Below are 12,953 nucleotides of genomic sequence, written 5' to 3' on the forward strand. Positions count from 1 at the left end.
ATTAGCTCCCACTATCTAAATTGTATTTTGGTTTCTCGTGCTTAATTCCTTTTACTGCCTCGGCAACCTCGGCTGGCATATATTCTTCGTCATGTTTAGCCAGTACTTCAAACGCTTCAATGACGTTAGGTTCAACTAGCACACCTTGTGCAACAATTCCTTGCCCTTCACGAAATAGATCAGGCAAAATTCCTTGATAACGCACCGTGACCAATGGGCCAGTATCAATCAACTTAAAGCTTACCTGTAAGCTTTGCTCATTTCTTTGCACTGTACCAGGGACAACCATACCGCCAATGCGGAGCTTTTGTCCTATATGAGGCTTTTCTTTATTCGGGCCTTTACCATCAATTAATTCACTGGGGGTGTAAAACAAATTAATGTTTTCTTGTAAGGCGTACAACACTAAACCAATTGATCCACCAATACCAAAGAGTACGGCAATAATAACCAAAAGGCGTTTTTTACGTCTAGGGTTCACGAGGTTTGCTCCTGCTTAGAATTTTTAATTCGAGTTTCACGCGCAATTTGCAGCTCTACCGACGCTAAAATTTGTTTTTTGTCGCGTAACGAGCTAAATAAAATGCCTAATAAAATTAATGCGCATGTACCAAAAGAAAGCCATACATAAAAGCCATAGCCTCCCATTGCAATAAAATCTGAAAACGAGTCAAACTGCATAATTACCCCTTAGTTAACAACTGTCGCACCCATGGGCGGTGCTTTTCACGGTGTAAAATTTCATTTTTAAGACGAATTAAAGTCACAGTACCAACAAACGCGGCAAAGGCTAAAATATTAATCATTAACGGCCAAAACATACTTGGATCTACCGCGTCGCGGTTAAACTTAGTGATGCTTGCCCCTTGATGCAGGGTATTCCACCATTCCACCGAAAAGTGAATGATAGGCAAGTTAATAACCCCAACAATAGCTAAAATAGACGCGGCGCGACCGGCTGATTTTTTATCTTCAAAGGCATGGTACAAAGACAACACCCCTAGATATAAAAATAACAAAATGAGCTCAGAGGTCAGTCGTGCATCCCATACCCACCAAGCACCCCACATAGGTTTACCCCACGCAGCACCGGTGATTAAGGCTATTGCGGTCATGCAGGCACCTACGGGTGCTATTGCAATAACCGCAAGCTCTGCATTGCGTAATTGCCATACCAACGCAACAATGGCAGCAATCGCCATTGATGAATAGGCGCCCATAGATAAAATAGCGGAGGGCACGTGAATAAAAATAATACGGTAACTGTCTTTTTGTTGGTAATCGGCAGGAGCAAAACCTAATCCCCATACCCAACCGACAATCATACTAATAACCGTTACTACTGCAAAATATGGCAGTAGAGTATTGCATAATTGATATGCTCGCTCTGCTTTCGCATACGGATGTAACCACTTCCACATATTAACTTACACTCACTTTTAATGCTGATGATATGGCAATTGGCGCACTGATAGTCGCAACGACTAACATCGCACCAAGGATTGCAAGCTGACCACTGTAATCCAGCGACATAGTGCTGGTATCAATAGCGGAAGTTGCAAAAATTAAAACCGGAATATACAAAGGCAAAACGAGCAGACTCATTAAAATGCCGCCTTTTTGTAATCCCACAGTCAAGCCCGCCCCTATTGCGCCTATGAAGCTTAATAAAGGCGTACCCAATAATAGCGTTAATAACGTAGCCATTAGGGCCGTCGTATCTAAATTTAGTAGTAAAGCAAATAAAGGAGTCATTAGCACTAACGGGAGGCCGGTGATCACCCAGTGTGCGGCTACTTTGCCCAGCACCGTTAATGATAAGGGGTATGACGAAGCAATGAGCTGCTCCAAAGAGCCGTCGTGGTAATCATCTCTAAACAGTTTATCAAGGCCAAGCATGGTCGATAATAAAGCCGCAACCCAAATAATGCCCGGTGCCATTCTTGATAACAAGCCTGGCTCAGGCCCTATGGCTAATGGAAACAGTGAGATAACAATTAAAAAAAACAAGATAGGATTAACTATTTCAGCGCGCTGACGAAAAGCGAGCTTAACGTCTTTGCTAAATACCGCGACAAATAACTGCCAATATGAATGCTGTCGTGTCATTAGTGGCGGTACTCCAAAGTCAACGTTTGTAAGTCACTAAAGTGGGTGGTTAAATCTTGGTGTGTTGTTAACAAAATAGCGCCCCCCTTTGATAAGTGCTCAGTAAAACGTTGCTGTAAAAAGGCAACCCCGCTTTTATCTAGCGCCGTGAAAGGTTCATCTAAAATCCATAACTTCGCTTCAGATAACCATAATCGAACGAGTGCCACCCGCCGCTGTTGACCCGCAGATAACATTCTTACAGGCACATCTTCCAGCCCCACTAAACCTAACTTACTTAATAAAGGGTATAAGTCAGGAGTATCAACATAACCATTAATAGCCAACCAATGTGCTACATTTTCAAGTGCACTAAGTTGTACGTTAACACCGGTTTTATGGCCTATAAATAATAAGTCTCTGGCATATTCGTCATAATATTTTTTGATAGATTGATTTAGGTATAAAATATCACCTTCATCCGGCAGCGAAAAACCAGCAATAATGCGCAATAATGATGTTTTACCAGCCCCATTAGGGCCGGCTAACTGCATGATTTGACCGCTTTTAAGGCTAAAATTAAGTTCATCAAACAAACAACGCTCTTGCTTGATACAAGTAACGGACTTAATGTGTAACAAGATGACGATTCTCTCTGCCAAAAATTAGCCGTAAGTCTACCATAATGATAGGGTAATACGAATATTGCTTTAGAATCGATTTACTTAAAATAAAGAAAACTTGATATAAAATAATGAATACACCAACGCACATCACATTGTCTAACCCACAGGTTAGTAATCAAACAACTGATTCAGGTAAGGCTGCGTTAGCAACACTGCCACCTGAAGTGCTGGTGGCAAAAAATATTCAGTTTTCTAAAGATTCAGTCACGCTTGATGTGTTTATGAATAAGCATTGGCAAACGATTCGCCTTGGGACAACTGAGACATTCACAAACGTTGAAAAAATAGCAAGCGCTAACATACAGTTAAGTGCAGATGGTAAAAGCTTAACCATCATCCCTAACAATACAACTTTAACAATTAAACAACCGGCTCAGTTGCAACGATTTTTAAATTTTATAAACACCCAAAGTGATATTCAAAACAGTCCACTATCACTTCAGGTGGTATTACAACCAACACCAAAGTTGGTCATTGAAAAATTTAATGCCAGTATTGCTATTAATAAACACGTTGCACAATTACTCGCAGATGAGCCTTTAATAAAGGGGATGATTGAAACGGATAGCAAAGGTACACGACTTAATATTATTAACCGTTTTGCTGATATAGTGCATTCACAGCCAATAAACCAAGCCAAACTAACACAGTTGCTTGCCAGTAATTTAACCCCTGCTCAGCTTCATGCTATGCCTAAGTTTGCGGTATTAAGCCCAAACTCTTTTAAAGACTCATTAACTATTAACCTAAGTCATCGACAATTAAGTGAACTACCTACCATCCCAACTAAGGTAAACATTACTCACCAAGCAGATAAATTACTGATCAAAACCGCTTATCATAATATGACTGTGAGCCTTAAAAACTCATTTAGTAAACCGTTTAATGAGATGCTCTCTTTGCAACAATCGCAAGGCCTAATTGATCCCTCGCCAAGTAAACAGCATCCGCTCAGCACGATAAATAGTCCCATACAATCATGGTTAAAAAGCAGTTTTGCTGATTTTAAAACACGTATTTTAGATGCAGTAAAGTACTTTGAAAGCAAGCCATTTACGACCTCGGTAAGCTCATCTCAAAAACCAGAATTTACAGGCAATGCTCAGCAAAAATGGCTCACCCCAATGCAAAAAATTGACATGATACAATTAAAAAGCGTGTCAAATTTAGCGCCGCCCCTAATGCAATTTACCCAGCAAATAAAATCAAGCGTTTCTATGTGGCAACAACAACCGTTAGCAGCACACGCTTTATCTCCTTTAGTGACTCCTTTTTCATCCTCACCAACTAACGCAGTTACATTTGGTCAGAGCTTACAGCCTTTAGAAAAACTCTTATTAGCGACGGTTTTAAAACACAGTCCAAACACCTCAATAGAACAAAAAGATGCGACCAACCAAATAGTAAGCAGCCAACTTAATACCATTACAAGCAAACTGACGGATCAAGGAACCGATTTAAACCGTTTAGTTAATCAGGCTTTTAATCGCATGTTGTCAGATAGTAATTTGCACCCAGCAACCATACAGCGCGAAATACTCAGCACCATAAAGCCCACACAACTTCAAAGCGACATCTTACAAAGCTCGTTTAATAGAGGTGTTGAACAGCTTTCATTAAGCATTTTAGCCGCGCCTATCATTAACCAAAATCCAAGTGCGGTGAGTATTAATAATCAAACGGGTTTAGAAGCTTTACTGCAGGTTTTATTACCGACGTTTAAAGTGGGTAATAGCGCCAATAAATTGTTGGAACAATTACAGCAACCACAAGTACAAGCATTAGCAGGTGAATTAACCCAAATTAAAAATACATTAAGTCAAGTACAAACGCCTGCTATTAGCCAACAACCTGACACAAACGCCTTAGTGCAATTTTTATTACCGATGAAGCTGCCTGCTGAAGCGGCGCAAACAGAAATAACTTTAGGGCAGTATAAAAAGCACAGTAGCGGTAAACTAGCGGATAAAAATGTCTGGTTTGTTAGGCTCAACTTTGATTATGCCGAGCTGGGTAAGCTACAAATAATCGCAGAACTCATGGATAAAGCTTTAGATTGTCAGTTGTTAGCCTCAACCCAAGCGGTGAGCGCTTTAGCTCATCCACATCTTGATAATTTACGCTCAAAACTGGCAAAACAAGGCTTACAAGTGGGTGAGCTTAAACTAAAACGAGCGGATGACAACCATCAAGCATTTTACCAATCGCATGCCATTATTAATATTAAGGTTTAGCCATGACTGAGTCATCAAAAAGCAATTCAGCAATTGGACTACTCTACGAGGCAGGACATTCACCCATTGTAAGTGCTAAAGGGTTTGGTGAACTGGCGGATGAAATTATTGCCCTAGCCAAAGAAAAAGGAATTTTAATCCATCAAGATGAAGCACTTGCAAATACACTATCGAAACTAGACCTCGCAGAAGAGATCCCCAAAGAGTTGTACTTTGTTATTGCTGAGCTTATTGCGTTTTCATACGTGGTTAGAGGAAAGTTTCCGCCTGGTTGGCAAGACTTTCAGGGAAAGCTAAATATAAAAGCATAACGCAGTGTTATAAAAGCAAAAAAGGCGCTAAGCGCCTTTTTGTTTGTGTAATGAAAACAACAGTTCAGCCTCGGCGCGGGGTAATTCACATTCGCGAATAACCTCATCTAAATCAGCACCTAACTCAACCATTTTTACCGCACGAGAGTATATTTTAGCATCGGGGTCATCGTATTTTTGAGCTGCTTGTTGCTGTATCAGCTCTTGGTTTTGTTGTTCTACCTCAAGCACACGCTTACCAATACTCAGTAAACCGGTTCGCAACTCAGACACTTCGCTACGTAAAATATTAATCTGCTCTGATGAATCTTTAAACTGTTGTAATTGCGCGCCAAGCTCACTCGCATAGCGCTTTTTAAACATCACAATTAAAAGCAGCGAGAATAGTCCAAAAACTAAACCCGCAATAGCAATACCAAGTAATAACATAGTTTTATGTAGAGAAGCTTATATATCGCTTAACTCATCCCATTCGTCATCACTAAGTAGTTTATTTAAATCAACCAGAATAAGTAACTCATTGTCGCGGTTACATACACCTTGAATAAATTTAGCACTTTCCTCTGTACCTACATTTGGCGCACTGTCAATTTCAGAGCTACGTAGGTAAACAACCTCAGAAACGCTATCGGCTAGAATGCCAATCACTTGCTCTTCTGCTTCAATAATTAAAATACGTGAATTATCCGTCGCTTCAATATCAGGTAAACCAAAACGAGAGCGAGTATCAATAACGGTAACAACATTACCACGTAAGTTAATAATACCAATCACATACGAAGGCGCACCTGGTACAGGAGCAATCTCGGTGTAACGCAGTATTTCTTGCACTTGCATTACATTTACGCCATAAGTTTCATCTTCTAGCTTGAACGTAACCCACTGCAAAATCTCATCATTATTATCTGCATTTTTCTTAGCTGACAGTAATTTATCTTCACTCATGCTCTTACCTCGTAATGGTCATTACTTGTGACGGCTATCTAAGCCTTTCTCTAATAGTGCGTTTAAATTATTAACATCTATTAAAGCACACATTTTTTCTTTAATTACTCCAGCAAGCCATGGGCGCTTACTGTTATTTGTACGCCATTTTACATCTTCTTTACTCAATGTAATGTTATTTATTAGTTTTTCTGCTAATAAACCCCATTGGCTATCACCTAAAGTGATGAGATATTGATAATTTAAAGATGCCTCTAACTGCTCATCGTACTTTTCAGGCATAACCCAGCGAGCGGTATCAACAACATTGAGCTTTTCTTCTCGGTTGATCATAACCCCTTTAAACCACTTAGGCTTGCCAAATAAATGATTTACTTCTCCAAGCTCATGAATGCCACCTAAGGCTTTTAGCGGCACCGCTAAAGTAAGCCCTGCCACTTCAAAAAACAGCGCTTGAAACTCACCATCAAAGTAGTCAGCTTCACCACCTACAACCACCTCTTGCTCAGGCACGACGTGTTGCTCTTGGTGGGTGTCAATTTCTACATTCGATACTTGCTTATTGAGCTTTTCAACTTCAACAACAGGCTCAACTATTACTGGTTGTTCTTTTTGCTCTTCATACGTTACCTGCTCAAGCAGTTTAGCAACAGGCTCAAGGTCTTTTGTTGGTTCGTCATCAGATAATAACGCCCCGAAGTACTGAGTGACTACTTTTTCATTAGCAAATAATTGCTTACTCATTTATTAACCTTGTTTTATTAAATATTTAAGTAATGCTTTATAAGCATAGACTCCACGCGCATTTGGGCAAAAATCTACCGGTACTTTTTGCGCTAAACTTGCATCTCTAAATTTAGTATCAACAGGAATAACGCCTGGCCATACTTTTTCTTTATACGTTTCTTGTAGTGTTTTATAGGCCTCAAGCGATGCTTTGGTTCGTTTATCATACATAGTTGGAATTATAGTATATTCATAGCTTTTCGCTTGAGAGGTTTGCATTAATTCCATAGTACGCATCATTCTATCGAGCCCTTTAAGCGCCAAGAACTCAGTTTGCACCGGCACTAAGACTCTTTCACAGGCGGCAAGCGCATTGACCATCAGCACACCTAAAACAGGTGGGCAATCTAAAATTGCGTAATCGTAATACTCGCTAATTTTAGCCAGTGTTTTTTTTAAAATCAGGCCCATTCCCGTTTTATTACCCATGCTACGGTCAAGTGTCGCGATCGCCATAGTTGCAGGTAAAATATCTAGGTTTTCAATTGTTGAGGGGCATAATGCTTGCAGTATTTCTTCACTTTTCATACTCGAGCCGCGAGTAAAAATATCGTAAACACTGACCTCTAAATCTTCTGAATCAATACCAAAGTAATAGGTTAGTGAAGCATGAGGATCTGTATCAATCAATAACACACGCTTGCCTTGAAGCGCAAGGATCCCTGCAAGGCTAACCGCTGTAGTGGTTTTGCCTACTCCCCCTTTTTGATTGGCTACTGTCCAAACTTTCACATTACATCCTAATTACTGTTCGTTGCGCGTTGTAACACGGATGCCACCATGCGGTAAACGAATTATTTTTATTGTATCGTCTTGGGCTGGTAGCTCAATTTCTGGCTGACTTTGCTCTGATACTGAAATTGATGATCTCGTTTGTTCATCAGAGGGCTCGGGTGCTAAACCATATTTAGAAAGTGCAATCACGACTTTACGGTTTTCAGCACGCCCAGCTTCGGTATTATTATCAGCAAAGGGAGAGTATTGACCATATCCCTCAATGGCCATGCGCGCGGATTCAATGCCCAAACGCTCTAGCTCAACTAATATTGAGGTTGCACGCGCCACTGATAACTCCCAATTAGAACGAAATATTTCATTTCGTATGGTTTCGTTATCTGTATACCCGCGTACTCTTATATAGTTATCGACTGATGCGATGATTGCTTCAATTTTTTTTACAATCTCTTTGGCCTTGTTATGTGCAACAGCACTACCACTAGCAAACAACAATCCGGAATTGAGCTCAATAACCAACCAGTCTTGGCTTAGTTCTAAGCTAGCCTCGCCACTGCGTATCTCATCAATCAGCGACGATTGTAATTTAGCCAACAAACTATCCAGCGGCTTACCTAAGTGGCGTTGACTAATATTGCTATTGTCACTTTGACCATCGAGTAACATTGGGCCTTGCTCTAGCTCTTGAATACTTTCGCCATAGAGAATTTCAGCCTCAGGGGTCACCCTTTCAAGCAATAAAGCATCACCATTTACCCCGTTACCCTGCTTAGAATATTGTTTTGCAGACTTATCAAAAACATGCTCAAGAGAATCAGATAAAACCTTGATGTTGTCTTCTTTGTTTATCGCAATTGCATACAATACAACAAAAAATGCAAACATTATGGTCATATAATCCGCATAAGAAACTAACCAACGCTCAGTATGTTGGCTCTTTAATTGGTGATGACGTAAGCGACGGCGTAACATAGGCGCTAATGGGCCTGTAAAATTGGACGTTCAACGCGGTAGGCTTCAAGCTTTAGTTCTATATTAATAGGGCTCTCACCTTGGCTAATAGCAATTACACCTTCCGCTAACATTTCGTGATAAAGCATCTTTTGTTCAACCCGTTGCTTTAGCTTATTGGCCATAGGTAAAAATAATAAATTAGCCAAACCAACACCATATATAGTTGCAATGAACGCGGTGGCAATACCCGTTCCTAACTGCTCAGGATCGTTAATAAATGACATGGCTTGAATAAGCCCAAGTACAGCACCTAAAATACCAATAGTTGGGCTATACCCACCCATTGCTTCATATACCCGGCTAGCCTCAAGTAATCGTTCTCGCTCAAGTAATAAGTCAATCTCGAGGGTATCGCGTAGTTTTTGCTCTGAACAGCCATCAACTAATAAACTCAGTCCTTTGGCGGCATAGGGATCTGAATGCGCAAGTGCTTCGTTTTCTAATGCTAAATAACCCTCTTGACGGGCTTTATGCGACCAGCGTTTTACTTGCTCAATAGCATCTTCAATATCATGGTCGTCGGTAACAAAAACCCAATGAGTAATACTAAGCATTTTTTTAAATGTATTGGCTGATGTTTGTAGCATCACCGCACCTAATGTACCGCCTAATACAATAATTAGTGCAGGCCCATTAAACAGCGCAGATACCACACCTCCCTCTAAAGAATAACCGATTGCAATAGCACCTAATGCAACCAGTAATCCTAAAACAGAAAGCTTATCCACAGCCAACCTCTCTTTTTAAGCGTGCAGCCACATCATGAAGGCTAATGCTTTCGCTTGCTAAACCTGCACTGGCTATCGCCTGAGGCATACCATAGACAACACAGCTTTTTTCATCCTGAGCCCAAATTGTAGCGCCAGTTTGCTTAAGCATGCGAGCACCATCACGACCATCTGCACCCATGCCTGTCAAAATAATGGCAAGCACATCACCTTGATACGCTTTGGCAGCACTGGCAAAGGTAATATCAACACTTGGTTTATAGTTTACTCGTTCATTTTTATCTTCAAACACACGAAGGGTTCTATTAGAGCCACGTCCTTCTACCATCATTTGCTGGCCACCTGGCGCTAAATAAGCGCACCCAGGTTGTAATCTATCGCCTTGCTGCGCTTCTTTTACCTTAATCTTACACAAGCCATCTAAGCGAGTAGCAAAGGCCGGGGTAAATGCAGCAGGCATATGCTGTATGAGTAAAATAGGGTGTGGAAAATTAGCAGGTAATTGCGTCAAAATAGTTTGCAGTGCAACTGGCCCACCTGTGGATGTACCAATAGCAACTAACTGATACTGCTTACCACTGGCACGCGCTGAGGCACTGCTGTTAGTAGGTGCAGGACTCGCATTATTAAAGCTACGATCAGGTTGAACTATCGGCTTTTTAGCAAGGTTAGAAAAGCGTTCAGAACTGTTTGACGCTGGTTTACTAATACTTGGAGATGGGGCCGTTCTCGTAATTCTTCCAATACGCTGGCGGCCTATTTCCTTAACCTTATTTTGCAATAACTTAATTGCATCGTCGTTATTGCGAGCAATATCTTCAAACTTTTTAGGTAAAAAGTCCATCGCCCCAGCATCAAGCGCATCCAAAGTGGCAGATGCCCCTGCTCGTGTTAACGATGAAAACATTAAAATAGGTGTTGGATTACTCGCCATGATCTCTTTCACAGCACTAATACCATCCAGCACCGGCATTTCAACATCCATGGTGATAACATCAGGACGTAACTGAGCTGTTTTTTCGACGGCCTCTCGGCCATTTACAGCAAAGCCTATTACCTCAATGCCGCTGTCTTGTTCAAGAATTTCACTCACTCTGCGGCGAAAAAAGCTTGAATCATCAACTACTAAAACTTTAACAGCCATTTCGCTCTCTTATTCAATGAATGGGTAGGCATAAAGTTTATACCTACTTTTTATTATCCAGCGTAATGCTTTAGCATACTCGGTACATCTAATATCAGTGCAATTCCACCATCAGAGGTAATAGTCGCACCCGCCATACCCGGCGTACCTTGCAATAATGCATCTAGAGGCTTGATCACCACTTCTTCTTGACCTATTAGTGAATCAACAACGAACCCTACTTTTTGAGTCCCTATTTGCACAATAACGACATGCCCTTGTGCTTTTCGCTGACCTCTATCAGCGCCTTTTATAAGCCAATGTTCAAGGTAGAATAATGGAATCGACTTTTTACGAACAATAATCGTTAGCTGGCCATCAACCACATTAGTTTTTGTTAAATCTAAGTGGAATATTTCACTTACACCCGCTAGCGGCAAGGCAAAGGTTTGCTCTCCCACCACCACCATTAAGGTAGGCAATATCGCAAGTGTTAGTGGAACTTTGATTTCTAAAGTAGTCCCTACGCCCATTTCTGATTTTATGTTAACCGAGCCATTGAGCTGAGTGATTTTTGTTTTAACCACATCCATACCAACACCACGGCCAGAAATATCTGAGATTTCTTCTTTGGTTGAAAACCCAGGTGCAAAAATAAGGTTATAAGCTTCAGTATCAGAAAGACGACTCGCTTGGTCGTGATCAAGCACCCCTTTACTAATCGCAATCTTTTTAAGCTTTTCAGCATCCATACCGGCACCATCATCTTGGATGGTAAGTAAAATATGATCACCCTGTTGCGAAGCTGATAAAGTCACCGTACCTGTTCTAGGTTTACCCGATGCTTCACGAATATCGGGCATTTCAATACCATGGTCGACCGAGTTGCGAACCAAATGCACCAATGGATCGGCCAATGCTTCCACTAAATTTTTATCTAAATCGGTGTCTTCACCGACAAGTAATAAATTAATATCTTTTTTAAGTGTTCGTGCTAAGTCACGTACAACACGAGGAAAACGGCCAAATACTTTTTTAATCGGCTGCATTCGTGTTTGCATTACTGCACCTTGGATATCAGCAGTCACAACATCTAAGTTGGAAATAGCTTTACCCATAGCCTCGCTATCAGAGTTAGTCGCCAAACTCACTAAGCGATTTCGCACAAGTACTAACTCGCCCACCATGTTCATTATTTGGTCTAGGCGTTTGGTATCAACACGTACAGTTGTTTCTGCCGGTGGAGGCGCTGCTTTTTTGGGCGGCGCAGCTTTAGCTGCTTGTGCCGCAGGAGCCGGCTTAGCTGGCTCTGGTTTAGGCTGTGGCTTAGCTGCAGCAACTGGTTCTGGCTTTTTAGCTGCCACTGGTTCTGGTTTACTTACAGGAGCCGGTGTTTCTATCGACTTAGGTGCACCTTTACCATGAAGTTCATCAAGTAACGCTTCAAACTCATCGTCACTTATTTCATCATCGCCCGAGCTTTGCTCGTTACTTGGTGGAGCCACAGGAGCTGATGGTGTTTGTTGTGGTGTACTTGCGGTTGCTTGGCTCACTTCGCCAAAGCTGCCTACACCATGAAGTTCATCCAATAAGCTGTCAAATTCATCGTCAGTTATATCACCACTGACATCATTGCCACTTGATGATGATTGTTTTTCTTGTGGGGCTTGCCCTTTTCCATGAAGTTCATCAAGTAGGCTTTCGAATTCGTCTTCGGTTATTTCATCAATCTGAGACTCAGTACTGCTGCTATCTGGGCCGCTAAATAATTCATCAAAAGCAAACGGGTCTTCTTCAGCATCGTTGCTCGATTGCTCTGCAACTGGTTCAGGCTCTACCGATGGAGTTTCCACAGGAGCTATATCTTCAACCACAGAATCGCCGGCAAGCTCTTCTGCTGTCGGTGGCTGTCCAAGTTTGTGAAGTACTGCAAGTAATTCTGGATCAGCAGGCTCTGGCTGGTCACGATTTTTAATCGTGGCAAACATTTCATTAATGGTATCCAGTGCTTGTAAAATCACATCCATTAATTCAGAGTTAACTGTTCTTACACCTTGGCGCAGTAAATCAAACACATTTTCAGCACCATGACATGCATCAACAAGCTCTGTCATAGCCAAAAAGCCAGCGCCACCCTTTACAGTGTGGAAACCGCGAAATATTGCGTTTAGTAGCTCAGTATCATCTGGGTTGTTTTCCAGTTCTACTAACTGTTCAGATAAAAGCTCAAGGATTTCTCCGGCCTCTACTAAAAAGTCTTGTAAAATATCTTCATCGACTTCAAAGCTCATGCAGTACTCTCC

General features: G+C 41.4%; 15 protein-coding genes. 2 read left to right on the top strand and 13 right to left on the bottom strand.

What is annotated here, in order from left to right; translation table 11 throughout:
- Position 1 precedes the first annotated feature (1 nt).
- The 5 genes from ccmE to ccmA are packed head-to-tail and all read right to left on the bottom strand — an operon-like array spanning position 2 to position 2,750.
- Positions 2-481 (bottom strand): cytochrome c maturation protein CcmE, encoded by a 480-nt coding sequence (ccmE, locus tag ABZP26_RS11775; RefSeq protein WP_008465420.1) that lies wholly within the window; start codon positions 479-481, stop codon positions 2-4.
- A complete protein-coding gene (gene ccmD, locus ABZP26_RS11780) occupies positions 478-681 on the bottom strand; it encodes a heme exporter protein CcmD (protein WP_368484972.1) in 204 nt (67 codons plus the stop codon). The genes ccmE and ccmD overlap by 4 nt, the downstream gene beginning before the upstream one ends.
- Before the next feature lie 2 nt (positions 682-683).
- The gene (locus ABZP26_RS11785) at positions 684-1,421 is read right to left on the bottom strand and encodes a heme ABC transporter permease (protein ID WP_029609912.1); all 738 of its coding nucleotides are present in this window, start codon (positions 1,419-1,421) and stop codon (positions 684-686) included.
- Between the two features lies 1 nt (position 1,422).
- Positions 1,423-2,109, bottom strand: coding sequence for a heme exporter protein CcmB (ccmB, locus tag ABZP26_RS11790; protein WP_033104087.1), 687 nt, complete (start codon positions 2,107-2,109; stop codon positions 1,423-1,425).
- Complete coding sequence (ccmA, locus tag ABZP26_RS11795; RefSeq protein ID WP_231893539.1) at positions 2,109-2,750, bottom strand: cytochrome c biogenesis heme-transporting ATPase CcmA; 642 nt, start codon at positions 2,748-2,750, stop codon at positions 2,109-2,111. Before ccmA ends, ccmB begins: the two co-directional genes overlap by 1 nt.
- Positions 2,751-2,842: 92 nt before the next feature.
- On the opposite strand from ccmA, the gene ABZP26_RS11800 reads away from it, so the two are divergent.
- Both ABZP26_RS11800 and ABZP26_RS11805 read left to right on the top strand, forming a co-directional pair.
- Complete coding sequence (locus ABZP26_RS11800) at positions 2,843-5,008, top strand: flagellar hook-length control protein FliK (RefSeq protein ID WP_368484973.1); 2,166 nt, start codon at positions 2,843-2,845, stop codon at positions 5,006-5,008.
- 2 nt (positions 5,009-5,010) lie between these two features.
- Positions 5,011-5,319 carry an EscU/YscU/HrcU family type III secretion system export apparatus switch protein gene (locus ABZP26_RS11805; protein WP_010387940.1) on the top strand — a complete coding sequence of 103 codons (309 nt, stop codon included), beginning with the start codon at positions 5,011-5,013 and terminating at the stop codon, positions 5,317-5,319.
- 27 nt (positions 5,320-5,346) lie between these two features.
- On the opposite strand, the gene ABZP26_RS11810 is transcribed toward ABZP26_RS11805, so the two are convergent.
- The 8 genes from ABZP26_RS11810 to ABZP26_RS11845 are packed head-to-tail and all read right to left on the bottom strand — an operon-like array spanning position 5,347 to position 12,941.
- Complete coding sequence (locus ABZP26_RS11810; protein ID WP_008112228.1) at positions 5,347-5,748, bottom strand: DUF2802 domain-containing protein; 402 nt, start codon at positions 5,746-5,748, stop codon at positions 5,347-5,349.
- Positions 5,749-5,766: 18 nt separating this feature from the next.
- Positions 5,767-6,264 carry a chemotaxis protein CheW gene (locus ABZP26_RS11815; RefSeq protein ID WP_008112225.1) on the bottom strand — a complete coding sequence of 166 codons (498 nt, stop codon included), beginning with the start codon at positions 6,262-6,264 and terminating at the stop codon, positions 5,767-5,769.
- Positions 6,265-6,285: 21 nt separating this feature from the next.
- A complete protein-coding gene (locus tag ABZP26_RS11820) occupies positions 6,286-7,008 on the bottom strand; it encodes a chemotaxis protein CheW (RefSeq protein WP_368484974.1) in 723 nt (240 codons plus the stop codon).
- Positions 7,009-7,011: 3 nt separating this feature from the next.
- Entirely contained in the window at positions 7,012-7,782 is a 771-nt protein-coding gene (locus ABZP26_RS11825) for a ParA family protein (protein WP_008112222.1), read from the bottom strand.
- Positions 7,783-7,794: 12 nt separating this feature from the next.
- Positions 7,795-8,757, bottom strand: a complete 963-nt coding sequence (locus ABZP26_RS11830; protein ID WP_368484975.1) for a flagellar motor protein MotB — start codon at positions 8,755-8,757, stop codon at positions 7,795-7,797.
- Positions 8,758-8,762: 5 nt separating this feature from the next.
- Positions 8,763-9,527 (bottom strand): flagellar motor protein, encoded by a 765-nt coding sequence (locus tag ABZP26_RS11835; protein WP_028833993.1) that lies wholly within the window; start codon positions 9,525-9,527, stop codon positions 8,763-8,765.
- Complete coding sequence (locus ABZP26_RS11840) at positions 9,520-10,671, bottom strand: chemotaxis response regulator protein-glutamate methylesterase (RefSeq protein WP_008112216.1); 1,152 nt, start codon at positions 10,669-10,671, stop codon at positions 9,520-9,522. The genes ABZP26_RS11835 and ABZP26_RS11840 overlap by 8 nt, the downstream gene beginning before the upstream one ends.
- A 53-nt stretch (positions 10,672-10,724) precedes the next feature.
- Positions 10,725-12,941, bottom strand: a complete 2,217-nt coding sequence (locus ABZP26_RS11845; RefSeq protein WP_368484976.1) for a chemotaxis protein CheA — start codon at positions 12,939-12,941, stop codon at positions 10,725-10,727.
- Positions 12,942-12,953 lie beyond the last annotated feature (12 nt).

The sequence above is a fragment of the Pseudoalteromonas sp. SD03 genome, from assembly GCF_040937955.1.
Taxonomy (GTDB): domain Bacteria; phylum Pseudomonadota; class Gammaproteobacteria; order Enterobacterales; family Alteromonadaceae; genus Pseudoalteromonas; species Pseudoalteromonas tetraodonis.

Excerpts from the sequence above, each read along its gene's own strand:
- ccmD (WP_368484972.1), bottom strand. The coding sequence starts at position 681 with ATGCAGTTTGACTCGTTTTCAGATTTTATTGCAATGGGAGGCTATGGC.
- ABZP26_RS11785 (WP_029609912.1), bottom strand. The coding sequence starts at position 1,421 with ATGTGGAAGTGGTTACATCCGTATGCGAAAGCAGAGCGAGCATATCAA.
- ccmB (WP_033104087.1), bottom strand. The coding sequence starts at position 2,109 with ATGACACGACAGCATTCATATTGGCAGTTATTTGTCGCGGTATTTAGC.
- ABZP26_RS11800 (WP_368484973.1), top strand. The coding sequence starts at position 2,843 with ATGAATACACCAACGCACATCACATTGTCTAACCCACAGGTTAGTAAT.
- ABZP26_RS11805 (WP_010387940.1), top strand. The coding sequence starts at position 5,011 with ATGACTGAGTCATCAAAAAGCAATTCAGCAATTGGACTACTCTACGAG.
- ABZP26_RS11810 (WP_008112228.1), bottom strand. The coding sequence starts at position 5,748 with ATGTTATTACTTGGTATTGCTATTGCGGGTTTAGTTTTTGGACTATTC.
- ABZP26_RS11815 (WP_008112225.1), bottom strand. The coding sequence starts at position 6,264 with ATGAGTGAAGATAAATTACTGTCAGCTAAGAAAAATGCAGATAATAAT.
- ABZP26_RS11820 (WP_368484974.1), bottom strand. The coding sequence starts at position 7,008 with ATGAGTAAGCAATTATTTGCTAATGAAAAAGTAGTCACTCAGTACTTC.
- ABZP26_RS11830 (WP_368484975.1), bottom strand. The coding sequence starts at position 8,757 with ATGTTACGCCGTCGCTTACGTCATCACCAATTAAAGAGCCAACATACT.
- ABZP26_RS11840 (WP_008112216.1), bottom strand. The coding sequence starts at position 10,671 with ATGGCTGTTAAAGTTTTAGTAGTTGATGATTCAAGCTTTTTTCGCCGC.
- ABZP26_RS11845 (WP_368484976.1), bottom strand. The coding sequence starts at position 12,941 with ATGAGCTTTGAAGTCGATGAAGATATTTTACAAGACTTTTTAGTAGAG.